Below are 22,865 nucleotides of genomic sequence, written 5' to 3'. Positions count from 1 at the left end.
AATCTTGACCGAAAAAAGATCAGACGTTATAGTATTATGGGTTGGAATATTTTGGGAGGTGTTGGGGTGAAGCAAGTTAGCAACGCTTTTACATGTTTTATGAAAGAAGCACCTGAACAAGCAGAAGTTTGGATGGAGGCTGTAAAGAAACTTGATCAGGCAAGTGCACTTGACTCAAAAACGGAGGAAATAGCATATATTGCTGTTTTGGCCGCTATTGGGCTTCTTAGCGGCATACCTTTTCATGTAAAGCATGCCAAAGAACTTGGGGTTACGAGAGAAGAGATTAAAAGCGCAGTTCTTCTTTCGCTGCCGGCAGTTGGTAATAAAGCCATTGCGGTATTGCCGATTGCTCTTGAGGCTTTTGATGAGGAAAAGTAAAAAATCGACGTGGTAAAAGATGGGTAACGGAATACCCAGTTTTATTTTCCCAAGGAGGAGAATAACAGTGAGTCAGTGAGCCAGTCAGGGATGAGAACGGTTTTCTGACTTGCTCACTTGTATACGCATCGGGGGAAGTTAAATGGACAAAAAAATTGTAATACGGGCAATGGATAGTAATGACTACGAAAAGGTCATGAATCTTTGGAGTACGACTGAGGGAATTGGGTTAAGTGATGCTGACACTAAAGCAAATATCGAAATGTTTTTAAACAGGAATAGTGGGTTAAGTTGTGTGGCTGAATTGGGCGAGCACATTGTTGGCGCCGTACTGTGCGGGCATGATGGCCGTCGGGGTTATTTCCATCATTTGGCAGTAAACACCGTATATCGCGGCCGGGGGATAGCAAGACAATTAATTGGTTATTGCTTGTCAAGACTCAAAGAACAGGGGATCAGTAAGTGTCATTTGTTTGTTTTTACAAATCACCAACGAGGTATCGCTTTTTGGAGCCATATGGGGTTTTATAAAAGAACTGACTTAAATGTTTTTTCCAAAGACATTTAAGCCCGAAGAATAATAGATAGATACAGGTGTTGTATGAAATCCGTATCATTGGGCGGCAAGGCTCAGGCGGATCTAATATGAGATACATTGTATCTGAGCCTATAATATAACAAGAATATTCTTAATGTGTTATGCTAGCACATATTGACGCACGCTTGTATGTCGTGGTAAAATACTAATTTATTGATATTTATTGCGATTTGTTGTATAATCTAATATATTAGGGGGTGACTTCATGTTTAAGGTAGGTGATAAAATTTTTTATCCGATGCATGGTGGTGGGGTTATCAAGACTATCGAAGAAAAGGAGATTTTCGGAAATACTCAGCTTTATTATGTCGTAAACATACTTCATCGAAACATGCAAGTTATGATCCCTGTCGACAAGACCGAAAGACTAGGGGTACGTCCTGTTGTTGATTCTGAAAAGCTGGATAATGTACTTACTACTTTTTATGACGGCGAGACAGATGTAATGGCCAATGATAGCCAGAGACAACGAAGAAATCTGAACAAAATAAAAAGTGGCGATATTTACGAAGGGGCCGAGGTTATCCGCGATTTGATGCGTATTAATCATAAAAGAAAGCTTGGAACTACTGAAAAAAATATGCTGGATAATGCCCGGCAAATCCTCATCAGTGAAGTTGAACTAGTAAAGGGAATTTCTCAAGAGCAAGCCGCTTGCTTATTAGACGAAGCAATAAAAATACAATAAATCATTATGTCATCTGAGAATTTGTTTTAATATATAATAAAAGAGATCCTGCTCGTTTAGCCAGGATCTCTTTTATTATTGTTACAGTGTTGTCACCAGATGCGAGAAATTAATTTCCTATGCTACTATTAGCCGGTTCCTGGGCGATTTTTTCACCGTTAATAATTTTCATCCAAGTGCGTACGGCGTCTGTGATGACAAAGATAACTAGCACAATCATAATAGCGCAGGCGCCTGCTAACAGATAGTTATTCTGAGGCAGGTAATTGGTAGTGATGTTTAGATAACCGGCGGCTACGGTGGTTATAGCCAGGAAACACATGGGAATGATGGTTGTCCAGGTATAGCGGCCTTTGCCCATTCTAAACAGTACTGTAGTGCCAACTGCCAGGGCCATGCTGCCCAGAAGCTGGTTGGCTACGCCGAACAGCGGCCAAATTGTCGAGATGGAACCCCCATATACCAGATAACCCCAGGCAAATGACATGGCGGCGCTGGTGAGAATAAGACCAGGGGTCCAGTGAACATTTTTAAGAGGTTTGTAAACCATGCCGCCAAGTTCCTGAAGTAGGTAGCGGCCAACGCGGGTGCCGGCATCAATGGTGGTCAGAATGAACAACGCCTCAAACATGATGGCGAAATGGTACCAGAAAGATAAGAGACTTTGCATGCCAGGAATTTTGCTGAATATGTGAGCCATGCCGACAGCCAGTGATACTGCGCCGCCCGGGCGCCCGGCTACATTTTCGCCAACCATTTGCGAGAGAGCTCCAAGTTCGTTAACTTGCATACCAAGCTTGGCAAATACAGCAGGTGCGGTATTGATGGCAAAGTAGTCGGCAGGGAATAAGCTGGTAGCGGCAATAAGCGCCATTAAGGCAACAAATGATTCTACCAGCATCCCGCCAAAACCAATAGCTTTAATTTCGGCCTCATTGGTCAACATTTTGGGAGTGGTACCGGTGCTGATAAGAGCGTGAAACCCTGAGATGGCGCCACAGGCAATAGTTATGAACATGAAGGGCCATACCGGTCCGGGAATAATGGGGCCGCCGCCGTTAACGAACTGGGTGATGGCCGGCATGTGGATTTCGGGTTGAACAACAAGGATACCAAGGGCCAGGGCCAGGATAGTACCGATTTTCATATAAGTGCTGAGATAATCACGTGGAGCCAGTAGCAGCCATACAGGGAGCGCTGCTGCGACAAAACCGTATACTGCCAGCATGATCGACAATTGGGCGCGGTTGAAGGTGAAGTATGGAGCCAGCCAGGATTGTTGTACCATGGGGCCCACAAATACGCCTAACAGCACGAGCGTTACGCCAATAAACGAGGCTTCGCCGATGCGGCCGGGACGAAGGTAGCGGAGGTAAACACCTACCAAAATGGCGATAGGAATGGTGACGGCCACTGTGAACGTTCCCCATGGACTGTCATAGAGGGCGTTGACTACAGCGATAGCCAAACCGGCCATGGTAATTATGAGGATAAACAGCACGGCAATACTTGTTGCCAGACCGGAAGCTTTGCCAATTTCTTTTTTGGCAATTTCAGCTACCGACAGGCCGTCATGCCTAATGGACGCAAATAGGATGACCATGTCGTGCACGGCACCCGCAAATACTGCGCCTATAAGCAGCCAGACAGTGCCGGGCAGATAACCGAATTGGGCGGCTAGAACAGGTCCTACCAGTGGGCCTGCACCGGCAATCGCGGCAAAGTGGTGGCCGAATGTCACCCATTTGTTGGTGGGAACATAATCACGACCGTCGTTGTGGCGTACTGCCGGAGTAGTGCGGTTAGGGTCAAGGGCCAACACTTTGGCCGCCATAAAGGCCCCGTAGAAACGGTACGCTAAGGTTAAAACAAGTGCAGCTACAATTACTAAGGAAATACCGTTCAAATTTTCTCCTCCTTTGTGTGGATAATTTGATGATTTCAAATTTATCATAACTTACCGACTGCATATTGGATACATAATTCTTGTAATCGGAACAAATGGGACTGTGAACGGAAATATAGACCGGTAAAAAGAAATAACGCCGGCTGGGCGGCGTCTACTTTAGTCCTAATATGCCTTTGATCTCTTTGATTTGGCCTTTGCCGACCGGCACTTCAATGGTACCGTTATTGCCAGGCGTTGACAGCTTAAGCCAATACGTACCCTTAAACCAGGGAATAACTTCTTTGACTTTCTCCATATGAACAAGGTAACTTTTATGCACTCGCATGACTGTTGTACCACGCAAACGTTCTTGCAGCTCGGATAGTGTGCCGGAGTAAGTATATTCGCCCGTCTCGGTCACAACTGTGACTGCACCGGTCTGAGTATGAGCGTACAAAATGTCGCTATAGTTCACCAGCACAATTTTGCCGTTTTTTTCGACAGCCAGCTTGTGTACGGTGGTTTTAGCCACAGTAGTAATTGCCTGGTCAACGCGGGTAGCGGCTGCTTGCCAATCTTCCGGCCGGTACTTTTGCAGCCGTTCGACAGTGGCGGCCACCCGCTCACTTTCGAACGGCTTTAATAGATAGTCGACTGCGCCGATTTCGAACGCTTTTATTGCATATTCATCATAGGCGCTGGCAAAAACGATAAGAGCGTTGGGGGCGGCAGTCCGCAAGGCCAGCGCAGTTTCCATGCCGTTCATACCCCGCATTTGAATGTCCAAAAAAACGACGTCAGGACAGTGCTGGGCGGCCAAGCCGACAGCTGCCGGGCCGTTATCGGCTTCACCAACTACGGTAACGCCTGGTAACCGGGAAAGCAAGTATTTGAGTTCGTCACGAGCGGGCAGTTCATCATCGACAATTATGGCATTAAGCACAGTCTTCCACCTCATCATTCAGGCGTTTGGGCAGGCGCAGGGTTACGATGGTGCCCTGGCCGGGCTGGCTGTCAAGTTTCAGGCCGTAGCTTTTGCCATATTGGCCGAAAAGGCGTTCATGCACATTAATAAGGCCGATACTTTCACCGCCGGGATGTTCAAGCGGGTTATACGCGGTTAAGTCCATGCCGACACCGTTGTCGATAATGCTTATTTCAATAACGGAACTGCTGGAATTGGCTTTGAGGATAATCGAACCGCCGTCAGGTTTAGGTTGCAAGCCGTGCTTGATGGCATTCTCGACGAGCGGCTGGATCGTAAGCGACGGTATCAGGTAATGCCCTAATCCTGGTTCAATTTCTTCCGTTACCAAAAGTTTGTCGCCGTGTCTGGCCTGTTCGATACTGAGATAGGCGCGTACCTGGGCCAGTTCTTCGTCAATGGTAATGTTACGGCCGGTTTTGTGCAATGTATAGCGGAAGATGGCGCTTAGCTTGATTAACAGTTCTCGCGCCAAATCAGGCTTAGTCCTCACCAGCGAGGTAATTGTATTTAATGTGTTAAATAAAAAGTGGGGGTTTATCTGGGCATGAAGCGCTTTCATTCTGGCTTTGGCCGCCATTTTGGCTTGGCGGTCAATCTCGGTAAGCTCAAGCTGAGTGGAAAACAGATGGGCCAAGCCGGCGGCAAAGACGATGTCTGATTGCCCGATTGCGTTGGCGCGTGTATAATACAGCTTCAACGTCCCAATAACCCTGTCGGCGCATTTGAGCGGCACGACAATGGCGCTAGCCAGGCGGCATCCCGAACAGGCACAGCCGATGGCGGTCTTGTCCTGGGCAATATGCATTTGGCCGGTACTAAGCGCCTGGCATGTAAGGTGTGTCAAACTTGTGGTGGCCGGGGTATGATGGGCAGTTTCGGACCCGGCAAAAGCCAGTACGTGTTCGGTGTCGGTAATAGCCACGGCATCATATCCGGCGGTTGCCAAAATTATATGAGCAGTTTCCAGGGCTGATTGAGCGTTAAGGCCACGCCGCAAATAGGGTAATGTTTTGTTGGCGATATCAAGCGCCTTATGTGATTGTTCGGCCCCGACCTTCTCTTGAGCGTCCATGGCGGTTTTAATGATAAGCATAAAGACCGCCAGACCCAGTGAGTTGGCGACAATCATGGGGACAGCAATTTCTTTTACCAGACCCCAAGCTAACTCATAGGGACGTGCAGTCAATAGGATAATGCCCATTTGCATCATTTCCCCCGCCATACCGGCAGCCAAAGCCAGCCACCACGGAATGGGCCGCCCGGGATAAAAACGGTGGACTATTCCGGCTAAAAGTCCTTCGCAAATATTGGCTAACGCACAGGAAAAAGCGGTAAAGCCACCTAACAGGTAACGGTGACCGCCCGCGATTATTCCGGCTGATACTCCCATGAGACGTCCGCCCATCAGTCCGGCAGCCATGACGCCGACAACGCGGGAATTGGCAATAGCATCATTTATCGGTATGCCGGCATAAGTACCCAAAATGCCGATTAACCCGAAAATAATCGTGAGCAGTATGGCATCTCTGCTGGTATTGCGGCGGTTAATCAGACGCCTGAACACGGCAGTCTGGGACAAAACAAAAGCCAGTGTGGCTGCCACGCTCATTCGTTCAATCATTTCTTGCAGCAAGTATTCAGACATGAATATCCCTCCTGTTTCAGCATAGCATTTTTTCCGATAGCTGACAATGAGGCGAAGCAAGTGAATGGAAGTCAAGCAGACTTCTAGGCGTGTTGTTAGTAACGCTCCACCGCTGGCGCTTGACTTACGCTTATACTAACAACACGCCTGTAAATCTTTATTGGATACTATATATAGATTGGGTGGGAGATTTTTTTATTATTGACTATTCTGGAAACCAATTCCAATCAAATGCTGTACTACTGGTTTAGAGGGGGGAAACGTGTTATAATAAGTTTCGTTAAAGTGCTTAAAGGGAGTTATTGTTTAATGACCAATATAAAAAATGTATATGATGAAGTCCAGGTTTTTTTCAACGAGGAACTCGAATGGGATTCGGCCATAAAACGTGAGTGGGTAGAAGGCTTTTTGCGGCAGAATGCCTGGAATGGCGCTAGCGACGAAACGCTCCGGGATATGTGGCGCAATCTTCGAATGTTCGTGTTGTATTTATCTTATTCAGGCGAAACTATTCTTGATGAAATGAATGCGTCTGAGTACAGTTTGGCTGTTGAATGGATGATTGTACAAATTGACGAATTTAAGCCAAATATTCGGACCGTGCGTCATTTTTTTGATGTGCTTCAAAGCTTTTACAGCTATCTTGCCGCCAAAAAAATAATTAGCCAAACAGATGCAGTCAAACAAGCGGCCGAATTTATGACGGGGGGTAGGCGGCTCAAGTTCATCGAAGCTATTGCCGATGAGAGTGCTTTACCGGGAATATTTGAAAAAGACACCTCCAGTTCGCTTAAATCTTCGCTAACTGTGCCCAAAGATATCGGTCGAATCGTTGGTGAAGCCGTGGAGCGTCTGATGCTTAAATTCAGCGCATATTTCCAGCAGGAAAATTTTATTGATGATTTTGACCGCGCGCTAATGTTGTATCTTGGTCCAATGGGGCAAATGCCGGAAGATGAAAATGATGATGAATTCTGGCTGGGATTTTGGGACTACTTCCTATTTGATTATCATTTATTGGCAAATGACCGTACACCTCTCAGCCAATTCAATATCGACTACAGCGACCGGCTGGCTGTCGAAGAACGGAAGATATTACTTGAACTCATGGGCGCAAAATTTACGGTATTTTATGTTGACAGCGTAATTAATCAGGATTGGGTCGAATGTGTAAATCTTCTGACTGAAGAAAAGTTCCGGTTGCCTAATCCTAATTATGATTATAAACTTGTAAAAAAGCTGCTGTTTTATGGTCATGTCTTCTTGCAGCAGCAGGAACAGGAACTGGTAATGATTAACTTTATTACTAGTGTAGAGATAAGCAGTAATTTGCGACGCCGGATTAAAGATGAAATTAGCCGGCAGAAGGCCATGATGGAACTGCAGCAGACGGGAGCAACGTGGGATGATTTTGTAAAGCGGCATGCCAATGCTGTGCGACATACCATTGATCTTTTAGCAACTTGGGCCAGAGTTAATGTTACCTCTTATGCCCAAATTGAGCGCAGTTTTCCCCGGTCAGAAAACGGCGACAAGGCTGTAAATATTGAAGTATCGGAGCTTATCGAACGGTTTATGCCTAAATTTGGTTATTCCCGCCATGATGCTGTTCTGGCTCAGAAAATGTGGCAAGACTTTTCGCAATTGGGGAATGTTAGTGTCCGGAAACCTGCTGCATGGGCATCAGCCGTTATTTACGCCTACTCCCAGATTAATACCGGGGATGCTGAGATGCCGGTAGAAACGCTGGCCGAGGAAATGGCCGTAAGCAAATCAAGCATTAGCGCCAACCGGGCGAAAATATTTGATGTATTAAAGCTGGAAAGATATGATCCACGCTACTTGAGTGAAGAAGGTATGGTTTCATTGTTATATGATTTGCAGTAAGTATTGGGAGGGTGGAGAATGCGGTGTCCAAACTGTGGTGCTCAAAAGGAATCTGAAACCGGTAGTTGTCCTCACTGCCGTCAGGAAGCAACGGTAAAAGTGCTAAACCGTCAGGACCGGGATAATTTTACCGGTGTTACCATTGAAGACGAACATGAAAGCGGCAGTCACCGGGAATATACCGGCGGTCACCAGCAGGCCGGATATCGGACGCGGGTTAAAAATATCAATGTTTCTTTCAACTCCTCCGGCTTGACAGGTAAGTTGCTTTTGGCTGCGGTAGTGGCGCTACTGATATTCTTTTTCTTGCCGTTATTAATGTTTATTCTGGCGGTGACAGGCGTAATTATTGTTGCCGTTTGGTTATTGAGAATGTTAAGACGGTAGTACAAATAAAACGCAGGCGATTTTCGCCCGCGTTTTATTTTTTACTCTGCCGCAAGTATCTGGTGCTTTAATTTTAGATAATTTTGCGTAAAATACGGCCCGTTTTGCGCTTCACGGTGGTCAAAACCGTAAGCGCGGCGACTGACTGCGAGCACCGGTGGAGCTTGGATGCGTTTGGCTACCGCCATGCCGGTATATAGGCGCCACCAGCGTTCAAGGTCATCGATAAATTCGCGGGGACCGGGGAATAGGCGGCTGATCAGACCAGGTTGACAGCCCAGCTTTTGTTCGAGTACGGCAGGGTCCTGGCTATACCACAGCAAAATATCTTCTGGCGTGGCCCGGTTCCAGTGTTCCATGAAGGCGCGGAACAAGTAATCATGATACGGGTAAATAATTGGGTCACCCTTGCCTTCATCAACTGACTGCTCGAACGACAACTCGGCGCTGGGCACTAAATCAATAATGGCTTGGGGAATTACTTCCCGGCCGTATACGTTTTTATTCAAATAGTTAGCCAGTTCATAGACCTGATGTTTCCACAGGTCAGCCAGCGTGGCCAAAAAACCGGCTTGGTCGCCGTAAAGTGTGGAGTAGCCCACAGTAAGCTCACTCTTATTGGCGTTACAGGTAAACCCGCCGCCAAAAGCAGCAGCTATGCCGGCCAGCAGCCGGGCCGAACGGTCACGGGCCTGAATATTTTCAAAAACAAAGGAAGATACCGAAAGTTTGTTTTGTTTGCCGGTGGCGAGATTGGTCACAGGTGTGCTGCTAATTTGGTTGGCCGTGTATTCAGCCGATTGTTCAATTGGCATGATGGTATACAGACATCCTAAATTATGTGATAATTGTGCAGCCAGGTCTTTGGTCGTTTGGGAGTTAAATCTGCTGGGCATATTGACCAACAAAATATTTTCCGGTCCCAAGATACTGGCGTAAAGGGCGGCGCTTACCGCTGAGTCGATGCCGCCTGACACGCCGATGACCACTCTATTCATGCCAATTGACTGCAAAAACCTTTTTGCCCCGTAACTGATTGCCTGGTAAAGGCTGTCAATAGTGAAGTCATTAGGAACATTAACAGGTTTAAGGTCAAGCCCGCCAGTCTCAACCTTAAGTTCAAGATAGTCGAGGTTTTCGGTGAACGGTTGACAATAGGCGATAATTTGACCGGCACTATTATATACGGTACTAAACCCGTCAAAGGTATATACTGTTTTGCCGTTATTTTGCAGGCCTGTGTTGTTTACATATATTAAGGGCACGCCTGTTTCCTGAGCTTGCTTGGAAAACACTCTGTTGCGTTTGTTGTTTTTTCCCAAGGTAAACGGTGAACTGGAAATATTAATAATTAAATCAAGTGGACCGTTAGCAGCCAGCGCTGCAATCGGGTCAACACTATAATCGTCATTCCAGCCGTCTTCGCAAATAATGCAGCCCAGGGAATATTCCCTGTCTTTAATCATGATTTTAACAGGCTTAATTAGTGACTCAACGTCCTGATTAAGTTCAAGCGCCAGTTTGCGCAAACTGAAAAAGTGCCGCGTATCATCAAATTCCCGGTAATTAGGGTGCAAAGTCTTGATGCGTTTAGCAATGAGCTTTCCGTTTTGGGCGATAAAACAGGCATTGTGTTTGCGCACCCGGCCGTCGTCACCGTGTTTGTCCCACTCAACAGCCACATTGCCGAACACTATGCATATATCTCGGGAGGCAGCGATAACCTGATGGCCGAATGTTTCGCAATCGCGAAGATAGGCTTGCTGTTCCCAAGTATCACCCAATAAATAGCCCGGGATGGCCATCTCGGGGAAAATAATGATGTCAGCCTGTTGATGGCTTGCATCATGAATCATAGTTAACATTTTACCGGTATTTAAGTCTGGCCGGCCGGGGATGACCTCCATCTGGCCTAAAGCAATTTTGAGCAAAAACCACTCACCTCAAATCATACAATGACATGCTGTGTTCCTTTCGCTGCCGGACCATGCTTGTCCTTCTAAAAGTGTTAGGAAATATATATAATTTTATTAGAGTATTAAAGTAAATCATTGATGCACTCGGTGAGTGGCGGCTAGTGCTAACGCAGCACATAATGAATAAGGACTCCGTGGTGTTCGGTCAAATCAATGACCAAGCCGTCATCAAGCTGGACAATTGACGATGCTGGCTTATCTTTGTTGATAAATACCACCCGTCCCTGACGGCCGTCTGTGAGGGCTACCCTGTTACCGGACAGGAAGTCGGCCATATTGTAAGTAAAGGTTAGGCACGCTTTGGGATCAAGCCGGCAAACTGCATCCCGCAGTTTTTGCAGACTAAAATAGGGACTTATCATTGATTGGGGATCATCGCGGTTAATCATCAGCTCTTCGTCATATAAATCAGCTACTGCCACGATTTTGGCATACGGATGAATGTGTTCATCGGTCAAACCGCCGGGATAGCCGCTGCCGTCCCGCCGTTCGTGGTGCTGAAATACGGCTGAAGTCAGGCTTTGGGATATATGGGGGATTTTGCTTACAAGCTCATATCCGTAAGCAACGTGCTTCTTATATAACTCGTAGGCGTCCGGCGGCAATTTATAGGGTTTATTAAGAACTTCGCCCGGGAGCAGTGATTTGCCAACATCATGCAGCAGTCCGGCCAAGGAGATGGCATTAACCGATTCCGGCGGATACTTGAGCCAAATGGCAATAAGGGCCGAGATGGCGCTGACGTTGACACTGTGATACATGGTGTAATCATCACACGGCGGCAAGTTGTACAACCTATCGATAATATTGCCGGCTTCGGCAACATTACTGGCAATGTTATCAGCGGTGGCAGTAAAGGTTTCCAGAGGAATTTCCTGAGTAGACCTGATGTCATCAAAAGCTTTTTGCACAACTGTAACTGATTGGTTATATGCGTTAAGAAATTTCTGGACTTTAGGGTCTATTATCGGATTCGCGGTTTCGACTTCAGCGTAAACATATACTTTGGGAATCTCCCAGTTGCCAAGCTTTTGAATAATATGCTGGCTGATAATGCTGTTTTTACTGAACAGTACTTTTCCATCGCCGGAACAGACATCACGAGCAAGTTCCATACCAGGAACCAGAAACTCAATCCGTTGTTCAATAATTTTACGTTTTTCATCAGTTGTTTCGCTCATAGACACCTCCCTGCAGTATTAGGGATAAAGGAAAAAAATATAAATATATATGGAATAATTGTTAATAAATTCAACATAATATGAAAGAATCCTCCATTTACTATTGGTTTACTATTGGTAAAATTCCGATGGCAAATTTTTGCCGGTTTGCTTATTTGCCAGGAGGATTTTTATAATTAGCGGATAATTATTTATACGGAGTATATTCCAGGAGGTGTGTAGTAATGTCCCATTGTTCGACAATAATGGCCATTATCCAGGACAACCGTGTGGAAACTGCTGTAAAGGTTCAGGATGTGCTCACCAAATTCGGCTGCTATATTCGGGTCCGGCTCGGGCTGCACGACGCTGCCGTAGACAGCTGTACCAACAGCGGCATAATCTTACTTCAGTTATGCGGCGAAGATGTGCCGGTAGGGCAAATAGAGCAGGAACTGAAAGCAATACCTGATGTTAAAGTAAAATATATGACACTTGATGTTTAGCTCGGATGCGGGCGCGGTGCTACCGCGCCTGTAGCTATTTATTGACAAATTGAGGAAACAATTATATACTGTGAAAAAAATGTAAAAGCTTAGGGACAAAATTATAGATTGGAGGGACTACTCATGCCAGCAAATGTCTACTTTATTCCAGTGACTGACGCTTTGCCGCCAACTGAACAAGCCCAAGCCATGGCTAAAATCTTTGAGTATTCGGGTGCAGCCCAAGTAGTTGGCCGTAATGATTTTGTAGCGATAAAAGTGCATGTTGGTGAGAAGAAAAATACCACTCATGTCAGGCCTGAACTCGTTAAAGAAGTGGTCCAAAAAGCCAAGGCTTTGGGCGGGCAGCCGTTCCTTACCGAGACTTCTACTTTGTATAAAGGCGAGCGTGAAAACGCCGTAAAGCATATCATGCATGCTCATAATCACGGGTTCGGTATTGAAAACGTTGGAGCGCCGTTCATTATGGCTGATGGATTGGCCGGTAATACCGAGTACGAAGTGACTATTGACGGGGAACTACATAAATCGGTTAAAGTGGCCAGAGAAATATTAAGCGCTGACTCTTTACTTGTTGTTTCGCATCCGACCGGTCATATTGCCGCCGGATTAGGTGCCTGTATTAAAAACCTTGGCATGGGTCTGGCCAGCCGCATGGGCAAAATGCGGCAGCATTCGGCGATGCTGCCGGAAGTGGCTGACAAGACCTGCCAGTTTTGCCAAAAATGCATTAAGTGGTGCCCGCAGGGCGCAATTGTCGAAAAGGGTGGCAAAGCATATATTGTGAGCGAAAAATGTATTGGTTGTGGTGAGTGCCTGGCAGTATGCCGGTTTGATGCCGTGAAGTATGACTGGAATGCCGAATCAGGTTATATGCAGCGAAGCATGGCCGAGCATGCTTATGGTGCCGTTATCGGTAAACCGGGTAAATGCTTTTACTTTAATGTACTTATAGACATGACCAAAGATTGTGATTGTTTCAACGTCAAGCAGTCTAAGCTTATTCCTGATATCGGCATCTTAGCGTCCAGTGATCCGGTGGCCATAGATAAAGCAACTCTTGACCTTACAGCGAAAGCTCATGGCAAAACACTGGCGGAAATGTCATACGCCCATCATGACGCTATGATTCAAATTGGTCATGCTGCTAAAATAGGCATGGGGTTACTTGACTACCAACTTATCACTGTTGATTAAGTATTAAATAAAAGTGCTTAAGTAGACTGAAAGACAGGACTTATAGAGGAGAAAACAGATAAACATTATGAAGACAAATGCCGCCAGAATATTGGATGGTCTCAAAATCGAATATGAGTTGCGCGAGTACAAAGTTGATGAGAATGATTTGAGCGCACAAAATGTTGCAGATAAAGTTGGTATGCCTTACGCTCAAGTATTTAAGACACTGGTGGCCAAAGGTGACAAGACGGGAGTTCTTATGGCTTGCATTCCCGGAGATGCTGAACTTGACCTTAAGGCGCTGGCTGCTGCCAGCGGCAACAAGAAAGTTGAGATGGTGGCGTTAAAAGAGGTCCAACCGCTTACCGGCTATGTCCGGGGCGGCGTTTCACCGCTTGGGCCGAAAAAGCGTTATCCCGTATTTTTAGACAGGAGCGCTGCCAATTGGCCGGTAATTGCTGTAAGCGCCGGTGTACGGGGCTGTCAGATTATTGTTGCACCGGAGAAACTGGCACAGGCGGTGAATGCCTGTGTGTGCCCGGTTGCTCGCCGTTCTCAGGATTAGTTGTGTACCGAATGCCGGGGGAGGAATTATTTGACATGAAACTTAAAATTCATGAAAGCATTAGCCAAGTTGTTCCCAATTGCCGCTTAGGGTATCTGACCATTAATAACGTGATTGTCCGGGGAACACCACCGGCCTTAAGCCAAGAGTTTGCGCAGTTACAAGCGGAAGTTGCCAAAGCGTATAACCTTGATATCCTGCCAAAACTTCCCCGGATTTTGGCAGTACGAAATATGTATAAAAAGCTTAATTTCGATCCGTCCCGCTACCGTCCGGCCTCTGAAGCGTTAATACGACGCGTACTGCAAAAGAAAGATTTATACTACGTAAACAGCGCTGTAGATGTTAATAATTATTGTTCAATTAAATATCTGTTGCCTTTTGGGTTATACGATTTGGATCAGGTGATTGGCGATATTGTCTATAGACGGGCGACTGAAGGTAGTTACATTAATATTGCAGGTAATACCGTCTCAACTGACAACAAACCGTTTTTGACCGATGGCGCCGGTGTATTCGGCAATCCTACTTCTGATTCGCGCCGTACGGCAGTTACGTTGGCCACCCGCAATCTTTTAGCTGTGATCTATGCCGATGAAAGCGTCAGTATCGGGGAATTACATGAAATACTTGATTTTGCTGCCGGCATGTTTGTTTGTTATAACGGCGGTACAGTGACAGAAAAGCATATTGCTTACCCGGAAAAATAGCCGCTACTATTGTTAGGTTTTAGGAAGGAGACATTTACATGTATTTAAGCACGCGCGGCACGGTTGACAGGCTGACGGCAGCTCAGGCCATTGCTCAGGGAATAGCCCCGGATGGCGGCCTGTATGTGCCGGAAACCATTCCCTTGCTTGATGAACAGGCTCTGCCCCGTTTGATTTCACTCAATTACGCGGAGCGGGCGGCAGCTATACTTCGCTTATTTCTAACAGACTATACCGCCGCAGAAATACAAGCTTGTGTAGCGGCCGCTTACAGCAGCGAGAAGTTTTCTCATCCTGCTGTGGCTCCGGTTACAAAGGTGGCGGACGGAACTTTTGCCCTGGAATTGTGGCATGGTCCGACCAGTGCATTTAAAGATATGGCGTTGCAGTTACTGCCCAGGTTGCTGTCATGCGCCCTAAAAAAAATTGGTGAGCAAGCTGAGATTGTTATCTTGGTCGCCACTTCCGGCGACACCGGCAAGGCTGCGCTTGAAGGATTTAAAGATGTAGAACAGATTAGAGTTATGGTGTTTTATCCTGAGAACGGCGTAAGTCAGATTCAACGTTTGCAAATGGTTACCCAGGATGGCGCCAATCTACAAGTAATTGCTGTTAAAGGTAATTTTGACGATGCTCAGACCGGCGTCAAGCAGATCTTTAACGACGGCGTTTTTAATGCTCAACTGGCCAATAGCGGTTTTAAACTATCGTCAGCCAACTCGATTAACTGGGGGCGGCTGGTACCGCAAATTGTCTATTATTTTAGTGCCTATGCCGACTTGGTGAGAGATAAGTATATAACCTTGGGCAGCATGGTTAATTTTGTTGTCCCAACCGGGAATTTCGGCAACATTTTAGCCGGTTACTATGCCAAACTTATGGGACTGCCTGTCAATAAACTGATTTGCGCATCAAACAGCAACAATGTATTGACAGATTTTCTTACAACCGGCGTATACAGCCGCAACCGCCAATTTTATAAAACTTACTCGCCGTCTATGGACATTCTTATCTCAAGCAACTTGGAACGCTTGCTGTACCATGTGACCGGTGGGGATTCAGCGCAAATCGGCCGCTGGATGGCCGGACTAAATGCCAACGGCGAATATCGAATTAGTAATGAGCATTTAGCAGCGATAAAAGAGGTATTTCCGGCCGGGTGGATAAGCGACGAGGAAACGGCTGCTACAATCGGCAGGGTACATGGAGAGTATGGATATGCTCTTGATCCCCATACAGCTGTCGCTTGGCAGGTTGCCGAAAATTATCGCCGTCAGTCAGGCGACAGGACGCCGAATATCATTGTTTCTACTGCCAGCCCGTTCAAGTTCAACGCGACAGTACTTACTGCTTTAGCCGGAACAGATAGCTTTGCCGGAAAGTCAGAATTCGCCGCTTTACATGCGCTGGCAAAACTTATCAATCAGCCGGTGCCGACGGCGCTGGCTGAGCTTGAGCATAAGCCTGTCCGTCATACTGCCGTATGCGGTAAACACGATATGCTTAATGTTGTAAAAGCAGCATTGCATCTAGTTGAATAATTTCGACAAATGATAGAGATTGCCACATTGCTCTGACTCCGCAAACTGAGTTCCGGTAATTTACGGATTAAGAAAAAGCATATGTGGCAATTTTTTTTATTCGATATGAAATCCAATAAAGATTTTTTCTAGGCGTGTTGTTAGTAACGGTCCACCGCTGGCGCTTGACTTACGCTTATACTAACAACACGCCTGTAAATCTTTATTGGATACTATATAATTATGTTACCCGATATTGAAAATATGTATTAAACGTGCTAGCATATTAACGTTGTATACAGTATACCTAATTATAAAGCTCGCAATCATAAAACGCTATTAAGTTAAGGGGGAAAGGGAGTATGGGGATGACCGAGATTATCCATTACAGCTTAAGTCCGGCGCATTTGGTGGAAGCAGCCATAAGGCGGGGAGAGGGGCAACTAACTGCCACTGGTGCGTTGCAAGTTACTACTGATAAGTACACAGGCCGCTCGCCAAATGACAAATTTATAGTTGATTCCCCGGCTGTACACAACGATATTGCCTGGAGCGGCAATAAGCCATTTGCCGCCGATAAGTTTGCCAATTTGTATAACCGGATGACGGCTTATATGCAGAACCGGGAACTGTTTATCTTTGACGGTTATGCCGGCGCCGATCCTGAATACAATATTAGGGTGAGATTTATTAACGAGTTTGCCTGGCACAATCTATTTGTGCATCAGTTGTTTATCCGGCCGGAAGCGGGTAATCAAACCTTTGAACCTGACTATGAGGTCATTTGTCTTCCCGGGTTTAAAGCCGACCCGGCCATTGACGGTACAAATTCTGAAGCCTTTATTATTCTTAATTTTGAACAGCGGCTGGTGCTTATTGGCGGCACCCACTACGCCGGGGAAATGAAAAAGTCCATATTTACTGTTATGAATTACATCTTGCCGCGGCGGAATATCTTATCCATGCATTGCTCGGCTAATGCCGGAGCCAATGGGGATACAGCCCTGTTTTTCGGATTAAGCGGCACAGGGAAAACTACATTGTCGGCCGATCCTGGCCGTCGCCTGATCGGTGATGATGAGCACGGCTGGAGTGATAACGGGATTTTCAATATTGAAGGTGGCTGCTATGCCAAGTGTATTGGGCTTCGCCATGACACTGAGCCGCAGATATGGGAAGCCGTTCGGTTTGGAGCTGTACTGGAGAATGTTGTTATTGATCCGGCTGTTCGCATACCTGACTTTGCCAATGGTTCTATCACCGAAAATACCAGAGCAGCATATCCGGTGCACTATATACCCAATGCGCTCATTCCCGGGGTGGCCGGTCATCCGAAGACAATTGTATTTTTGACTGCCGATGCTTTTGGGGTGCTGCCGCCTATTGCCAAGCTAAATGCCGAACAAGCCATGTATCATTTCCTGTCGGGCTATACTAGTAAACTGGCCGGCACCGAGCGGGGCATTACTGAACCGCAGGCTACTTTTTCGGCATGTTTTGGTGCACCCTTTTTACCCTTGCCGGCGCTGAGGTACGCCGAACTTTTGGGTGAAAAGCTAAAACAGCATAAAACCAATGTATTTTTGATTAATACCGGCTGGTCCGGCGGTCCGTACGGTGTTGGCAGCCGTATAAAGCTGTCATATACCCGAGCGATGGTAACAGCGGCTATTGAAGGGCAGCTTGAACAGGTTGCTTACCAGCTTGACCCGGTATTCAACGTTTATGTGCCGGCCAGTTGTCCGGGTATACCGGCCGAAATCCTTACGCCTCGCAATACCTGGGCCGATAAAGAAGCTTATGACTTTAAAGCTAAGGAATTGGCTAACCTGTTTGTGCACAATTTCCAAGGATTCAATAAAGATATTCCGGCCGCAATTGCTGCCGCCGGGCCGCGGGGTTAAAAAGCGTTAGCAGTGCCTAGAATACAGAAACAAATACTTGACAATAAATTACCAGCATGCTAAATTATCGATAATACTTGTAATACATGTTGTTAAAGAAGGAAAGTCACTTTTACTCCTAATAATTATGGGTTTAAAATTTATTTTCTTTGTTGATCAGACAAACTGAAGGCGGAGATGTTTTAGCATCTTTGGTCTTCAGTTTCTTTGTGTATGTATGTGATGAGCACATAATGAAGTTGGAAGGAAGAAAACTGACTATGGTATCTGAGACATCCCGTATTGTCTGCAAGCAATTGTGCGTCCCGCCATGCTGGGTGGTGTTATAAACGGCACTGGTATATGAAATCCAATAAAGATTTTTTTCTAGGCGTGTTGTTAGTAACACTCCACCGCTGGCGCTTGACTTACGCTTATACTAACAACACGTCTGTAAATCTTTATTGGATACTATATAGTTTGATGCGTTGTAAAAATTATTTGGTAGGTGAAACAAATGATCAGCGATATTTCTGTTGACCTGGTATTGACTCATGGTGTAGTCTATACTGCCGATGATCAGGATACCGTTTATGAAGCGGTAGCGATAAAAGACAATAAAATTATATTTGTTGGTCGTGATGATGAGGTAGCGGAGTATATCGGCAAGAATACGAAAGTAATCGATTTGCAGGGGAAAATGGTTATACCAGGCCTGATTGATACTCATATGCATCCGCCCGGACTGTCACTGTCAGAACTGTATGAGGTTCAGTTATATGAGATGAACAACCTGGAAGAATATGTGGCAGCGGTGAAAAATTTTATTGACCAGCACCCTAACATAAAAGTGGTTCATGGTAAGGGCTGGTCTTGGGGAATATTTACCGGTGAAGAATTGGTTAAAGGCCCCCGCAAAGAGTACCTTGACGCTGTTGCCCCGGATATCCCGGTTGTACTCCGTGCTAAGGACGGACATAGTCTCTGGGTTAACTCCAAAGCTCTGGAAACGTATGGTATACAATATGATACTGAAGATCCCGCCGGTGGCGTGATCGAAAGAGATAATACCAGCGGCGAACTGTGGGGAACTTTAAAAGAGGGGGCCATGCAACTCATTCCTCAGCCGGAGTATGATTTAGCTCAGTATATTGAAGCCATGTCTGCGTTTCAAAAAAAAATGCATAGTTTTGGTATCACCGGTCTCTTGTGTATCGCCGGTCAATTTTTTAATACTATATTTCAGGCGTGCAGCCAGATGGAAAAAAAGGGGGATTTGGCACTCCGCATCAGGGGAGCTGTGGGCGTTAGCCCCAAAAATGATTTATCTCAGCAGTTTGCAGCCATTAATGAATTGAGGGAACAGTATCGGTCACCTTATTTACAAGTGACAACAGCTAAATTTTTTACCGATGGTGTTGTTGAGGGCGGTACAAGTTATTTGTTAGAGCCCTATACACTGGAAGCTGGTAAAGGAGCTAATTATTACGGTGAGTTTTTGTGGGATATGGAGCGGCTTAAACAGGCCTTTTCTATGGCCAACCGGTTGGGGCTGCAAATTTATGTTCACTCTACGGGAGATGCCTCTACTAAAAATGTCTTGGATGCTCTGGAATATGTTCAAGCAAAAGTGCCAGGGGATTACCGTAATACCATTACTCACTTGCAAGTTGTAGACAAGACCGACATACCGCGGTTTAAAGAACTCAATGTAATTGCCAGCGTGCAGCCTTACTGGCAATTCAAAGGACCTAACTGGTGGCATAATGTGGATTACCGGATTCTGGGCGAGCGGGCAGAAGAAGAATATCCGCTGGGGTCATTCTTTGCGAACGGTATCATGGTGACGTCTTCTTCTGACTATCCTGTTACGAATGTTCCTAATCCAATTCTGGCAATTGATATCGGTGTTACCCGCAATATGGATAACGGTGCTTTTTATGGGGTTGAGGATATCACTCATATGGATGATGAACGGTATTTGTTAAATAAAAACGAACGGGCTACGGTACAGCAAATGATAAAAAGCTTTACAATAAACGGAGCATATGGTATGTTCATGGACCGGGAAACAGGCTCAATCGAGGCCGGCAAGTTGGCCGATCTGGCGGTGCTTGATCAAAATTTACTGACAATAAGCCCTGTTGACATTGATAAAGTAAAGGTTGTAATGACGTTTTTTGACGGCAAATTGGTATACGAGAGAAAAACAGCGTCCCAAGAATAAAATCTGGCATTGAATTCATAATGACTTGGTCTACGAGGGGCATAAGCATACCGTCTTTGCCTCACTCGGCACGCCGGTCTGCAAACAAAGCGTCACCTTTATGGCTGCCAGTAAAACCTTTAATATTGCCGGACTTAATTTCTCCTTCATTGTTGCTCCTTGCAAGCGCAGGCGCGGATTGATTAGTTCCTGGTTTACCAAGTTGCATATTAACCGCAGCAATCTTTTCGGTGCGGTTGCCACTGAAGCTGCCTACAGAGAAGGCGAGGCCTGGCTGGACTCTTTGCTTCAGTATCTTGACGGGAACGCCAATACTTTAGTCGAGTTTGTTCACTCCAGGATGCCCAATGTCAAAGTAGTGAAGCCAGAGGGGACTTTTTTAGCCTGGCTGGATTTTCGCGCCTACTTTACCAATGCCAAAGAACTGGAAGAATTTCTTGTGCATAAAGCAAGAGTGGGACTCAATCCCGGCAAAAACTTTGGCAGCCAGGGGGAAGGCTTTGCCCGGCTTAACTTTGCTACTCAACGGAGTGTGTTACTGGCGGGGTTAACCCGGATAGAAAAGGCATTGCAAGCAAAATAACATAGTTTCTTTGGTATATAAGTGGATACTATAGCACAAATAAGTGCGTACTTGCTAATGAATGTGCCAAAGAGTAATATTAGAGCAGGCAAATATTTCCTGGGTAATGAACGACTGCATTCAGGATTCCTGCTTAGCGAGGGTTGCGTATAGGATTGGCTGGCAAGAATGAACAGCGATTTATTCACGTCTGACTAGTTGGGTGGTAATAAAAGGCCGGGAAATATTTCTGCCGGAATGTTTCCCGGCCTTTTTACCTGGTATGGGAAGGATAATCAGCGAGTATTTTGAAAAAAATCTTGAAAGGAAAGCTTTACACTATCATAGAAAAATCCAAAGGAGTGAATCGAAAAATGAATTACCGAATTTTAGGGAGAACTGGTCTGAAAGTATCTGAGGTTGGTTTTGGCGGTATTCCGATATTGCGGTTGCCGACAGAAGAAGCAGTTCAGATTTTGCGCCATTCATTTGACCGAGGGATTACTTTTTATGACACTGCTAATGCATATAAGGACAGTGAAGATAAAATCGGCAAAGCCTTTCGCGGTATTCGGCAGGAAGTGGTGATTGCTACGAAGACGGGGCGGCGGGACGGTGCCGGAGCTGCCGAGCATTTAGAAAATAGTTTAACAATGCTGCAGACCGATTACATTGATCTATATCAACTACACCAGGTTTCGCAGGAAAAAGACTGGGAGATTATCACCGCGCCCGGCGGCGCTCTGGAAGTATGTGTTAAAGCGAAAGAAGCGGGGAAAATCCGCCATATAGGCGTTACTTCGCATAATTTACCAATGGCGGTTAAGTTAATCAAAACTAATCTTTTTGATACCATTCAATTTCCCTTTAACTTTATTGAAAAGGAACCGAAGGAAGAACTGCACGTTATTGCCCGCGAAATGAATCTGGGTATTATTGTCATGAAGCCTTTTGCCGGCGGGGCGATTGATAATGCTTCCCTTGCCTTTAAATTTTTACGCCAGTATCCGGATGCTATTCCAATCCCTGGGTATGACTCTGTCGCCTCGGTTAATGAAATAGTGAATCTTTATCAGCAGCCGAATGTTGTAGGAGAAGAGGATATCATTTTGATGGACCAGTATCGCAGCGAACTGGGGCAACAGTTTTGCCGCCGCTGTGAGTATTGTCAGCCTTGCCCCAATGGAGTGAAGATTACTCCGGCTATGGGCTATCCGATTGTTGCCAAAAGAATGTCTCCCCGAGTAGCGATCGATTTTTCCAAGATAGCAATGGAAAGCGTGCCCCAATGTACCAATTGCGGTGAATGCATTACGCGCTGTCCTTATGAGCTTGCCATTCCGGAAATTTTGCGAAAGAATTATGATCTTTTTGAACGGCACCGTGCCGGTGAAGGTCATTAAGATGCCGTTCCATGAGTAAATTTTCTTACATATTCCAGGGATCACCCGCTTGATGACATGGTTGTCAATGATGCGCTTACCATTATTCTGTGCTTCATAAATCAGGCAATGCGCGCAGGCTTTGTTAATGAGGAGCTAGTGCCAAAGCAGGCGCCGCCCAAGTCGACAATGAACATATTCGGCAGATTGCTAAAAACGAAAAGTTCAATATATTTTACGGAGCTCCGACCGAGTACTTGTATCCGGCAGGGAAGACGGTTTGGACATTGAGGCCGATTGCGCGGCTGCTACACGAAATATCCTGCTGGCTGCCGAATCCATCGGTCTTGGCGCATGCTGGATCAATCTTACTTTATTCGCCTTTACCGGTGAGCAAGGGGAACAATATAAACAACAGTTAGACGTACCGGCAGGATATAAACCATTTTCTTCAGTGGCGCTGGGCTACAAGAAAATTGAAACAGTAAAGGCACCTCCCAGAAAAGAAAACCTGATTAATTACATCAAATAGCAGGTTTGGAGAGTGTTCGTATTGGGGATTTTTTACTACTGGGGAATTTTGCTGGCTTAGCTAGAAAATAAATCCACATTTGCATATTGACTTCCTTGGAATTTAATGTTATCCTTAAAAAAGATAAAGCGACTGATCAGAACACTGAAGGTCGGAAAACCTTTATTAAAGGGATTTTCCGACCTTCTTTTATTTGCGTAA

20 protein-coding genes are annotated in these 22,865 nt (G+C 45.8%); 15 read left to right on the top strand and 5 right to left on the bottom strand.

Annotated elements, in window-relative coordinates; translation table 11 throughout:
• Positions 1-66: 66 nt before the first annotated feature.
• From SCACP_RS12350 to SCACP_RS12340, 3 genes are all read left to right on the top strand, one after another.
• Positions 67-381 carry a carboxymuconolactone decarboxylase family protein gene (locus SCACP_RS12350; protein ID WP_425057865.1) on the top strand — a complete coding sequence of 105 codons (315 nt, stop codon included), beginning with the start codon at positions 67-69 and terminating at the stop codon, positions 379-381.
• A gap of 142 nt (positions 382-523) precedes the next feature.
• On the top strand, positions 524-949 hold the full coding sequence (locus tag SCACP_RS12345) for a GNAT family N-acetyltransferase (RefSeq protein ID WP_425057864.1): 426 nt from the start codon (positions 524-526) through the stop codon (positions 947-949).
• A gap of 235 nt (positions 950-1,184) precedes the next feature.
• The gene (locus SCACP_RS12340; RefSeq protein ID WP_425057863.1) at positions 1,185-1,667 is read left to right on the top strand and encodes a CarD family transcriptional regulator; all 483 of its coding nucleotides are present in this window, start codon (positions 1,185-1,187) and stop codon (positions 1,665-1,667) included.
• Positions 1,668-1,776: 109 nt separating this feature from the next.
• On the opposite strand, the gene SCACP_RS12335 is transcribed toward SCACP_RS12340, so the two are convergent.
• From SCACP_RS12335 to SCACP_RS12325, 3 genes are all read right to left on the bottom strand, one after another.
• Positions 1,777-3,573 (bottom strand): carbon starvation CstA family protein, encoded by a 1,797-nt coding sequence (locus SCACP_RS12335; RefSeq protein ID WP_425057862.1) that lies wholly within the window; start codon positions 3,571-3,573, stop codon positions 1,777-1,779.
• A gap of 154 nt (positions 3,574-3,727) precedes the next feature.
• On the bottom strand, positions 3,728-4,498 hold the full coding sequence (locus SCACP_RS12330) for a LytR/AlgR family response regulator transcription factor (protein WP_425057861.1): 771 nt from the start codon (positions 4,496-4,498) through the stop codon (positions 3,728-3,730).
• Positions 4,491-6,188, bottom strand: a complete 1,698-nt coding sequence (locus tag SCACP_RS12325) for a LytS/YhcK type 5TM receptor domain-containing protein (RefSeq protein ID WP_425057860.1) — start codon at positions 6,186-6,188, stop codon at positions 4,491-4,493. The genes SCACP_RS12330 and SCACP_RS12325 overlap by 8 nt, the downstream gene beginning before the upstream one ends.
• 309 nt (positions 6,189-6,497) lie before the next feature.
• On the opposite strand from SCACP_RS12325, the gene SCACP_RS12320 reads away from it, so the two are divergent.
• Both SCACP_RS12320 and SCACP_RS12315 read left to right on the top strand, forming a co-directional pair.
• Positions 6,498-8,075 carry a hypothetical protein gene (locus tag SCACP_RS12320; RefSeq protein ID WP_425057859.1) on the top strand — a complete coding sequence of 526 codons (1,578 nt, stop codon included), beginning with the start codon at positions 6,498-6,500 and terminating at the stop codon, positions 8,073-8,075.
• A gap of 18 nt (positions 8,076-8,093) precedes the next feature.
• On the top strand, positions 8,094-8,462 hold the full coding sequence (locus SCACP_RS12315) for a hypothetical protein (protein WP_425057858.1): 369 nt from the start codon (positions 8,094-8,096) through the stop codon (positions 8,460-8,462).
• Between the two features lie 41 nt (positions 8,463-8,503).
• On the opposite strand, the gene nadE is transcribed toward SCACP_RS12315, so the two are convergent.
• Entirely contained in the window at positions 8,504-10,393 is a 1,890-nt protein-coding gene (gene nadE, locus SCACP_RS12310) for an NAD(+) synthase (protein WP_425057857.1), read from the bottom strand.
• Positions 10,394-10,542: 149 nt separating this feature from the next.
• Positions 10,543-11,619 carry an HD-GYP domain-containing protein gene (locus tag SCACP_RS12305; protein WP_425057856.1) on the bottom strand — a complete coding sequence of 359 codons (1,077 nt, stop codon included), beginning with the start codon at positions 11,617-11,619 and terminating at the stop codon, positions 10,543-10,545.
• Between the two features lie 224 nt (positions 11,620-11,843).
• On the opposite strand from SCACP_RS12305, the gene SCACP_RS12300 reads away from it, so the two are divergent.
• The 10 genes from SCACP_RS12300 (at position 11,844) to SCACP_RS12255 (ending at position 22,664) form a co-directional block, all read left to right on the top strand.
• The gene (locus SCACP_RS12300) at positions 11,844-12,104 is read left to right on the top strand and encodes a hypothetical protein (RefSeq protein WP_425057855.1); all 261 of its coding nucleotides are present in this window, start codon (positions 11,844-11,846) and stop codon (positions 12,102-12,104) included.
• Positions 12,105-12,227: 123 nt separating this feature from the next.
• Complete coding sequence (locus tag SCACP_RS12295) at positions 12,228-13,301, top strand: DUF362 domain-containing protein (RefSeq protein WP_425057854.1); 1,074 nt, start codon at positions 12,228-12,230, stop codon at positions 13,299-13,301.
• Positions 13,302-13,365: 64 nt separating this feature from the next.
• Positions 13,366-13,848: a Cys-tRNA(Pro) deacylase gene (gene ybaK / locus SCACP_RS12290; RefSeq protein ID WP_425061392.1), complete on the top strand. Its 483-nt coding sequence runs from the start codon at positions 13,366-13,368 to the stop codon at positions 13,846-13,848.
• A gap of 35 nt (positions 13,849-13,883) precedes the next feature.
• Complete coding sequence (locus SCACP_RS12285) at positions 13,884-14,558, top strand: B3/B4 domain-containing protein (RefSeq protein ID WP_425057853.1); 675 nt, start codon at positions 13,884-13,886, stop codon at positions 14,556-14,558.
• A 38-nt stretch (positions 14,559-14,596) separates the two neighbouring features.
• Complete coding sequence (thrC, locus tag SCACP_RS12280) at positions 14,597-16,099, top strand: threonine synthase (protein ID WP_425057852.1); 1,503 nt, start codon at positions 14,597-14,599, stop codon at positions 16,097-16,099.
• A 341-nt stretch (positions 16,100-16,440) separates the two neighbouring features.
• Positions 16,441-17,982 (top strand): phosphoenolpyruvate carboxykinase (ATP), encoded by a 1,542-nt coding sequence (gene pckA, locus SCACP_RS12275; RefSeq protein WP_425057851.1) that lies wholly within the window; start codon positions 16,441-16,443, stop codon positions 17,980-17,982.
• A gap of 496 nt (positions 17,983-18,478) precedes the next feature.
• Positions 18,479-20,188 (top strand): amidohydrolase, encoded by a 1,710-nt coding sequence (locus SCACP_RS12270; RefSeq protein WP_425057850.1) that lies wholly within the window; start codon positions 18,479-18,481, stop codon positions 20,186-20,188.
• Positions 20,189-20,288: 100 nt separating this feature from the next.
• A complete protein-coding gene (locus SCACP_RS12265) occupies positions 20,289-20,771 on the top strand; it encodes a hypothetical protein (RefSeq protein WP_425057849.1) in 483 nt (160 codons plus the stop codon).
• Positions 20,772-21,124: 353 nt separating this feature from the next.
• Positions 21,125-22,153 (top strand): aldo/keto reductase, encoded by a 1,029-nt coding sequence (locus tag SCACP_RS12260; protein ID WP_425057848.1) that lies wholly within the window; start codon positions 21,125-21,127, stop codon positions 22,151-22,153.
• A gap of 259 nt (positions 22,154-22,412) precedes the next feature.
• Positions 22,413-22,664, top strand: a complete 252-nt coding sequence (locus SCACP_RS12255; protein WP_425057847.1) for a nitroreductase family protein — start codon at positions 22,413-22,415, stop codon at positions 22,662-22,664.
• Positions 22,665-22,865: the final 201 nt, after the last annotated feature.

This window comes from Sporomusaceae bacterium ACPt, from assembly GCA_041428575.1.
In the GTDB taxonomy this organism is placed as follows: Bacteria; Bacillota; Negativicutes; order Sporomusales; family Sporomusaceae; genus Sporomusa_D; species Sporomusa_D carbonis.
Note: the sequence above shows the minus strand (reverse complement) of the source record. Positions and strands in the feature narration are given on the sequence as shown.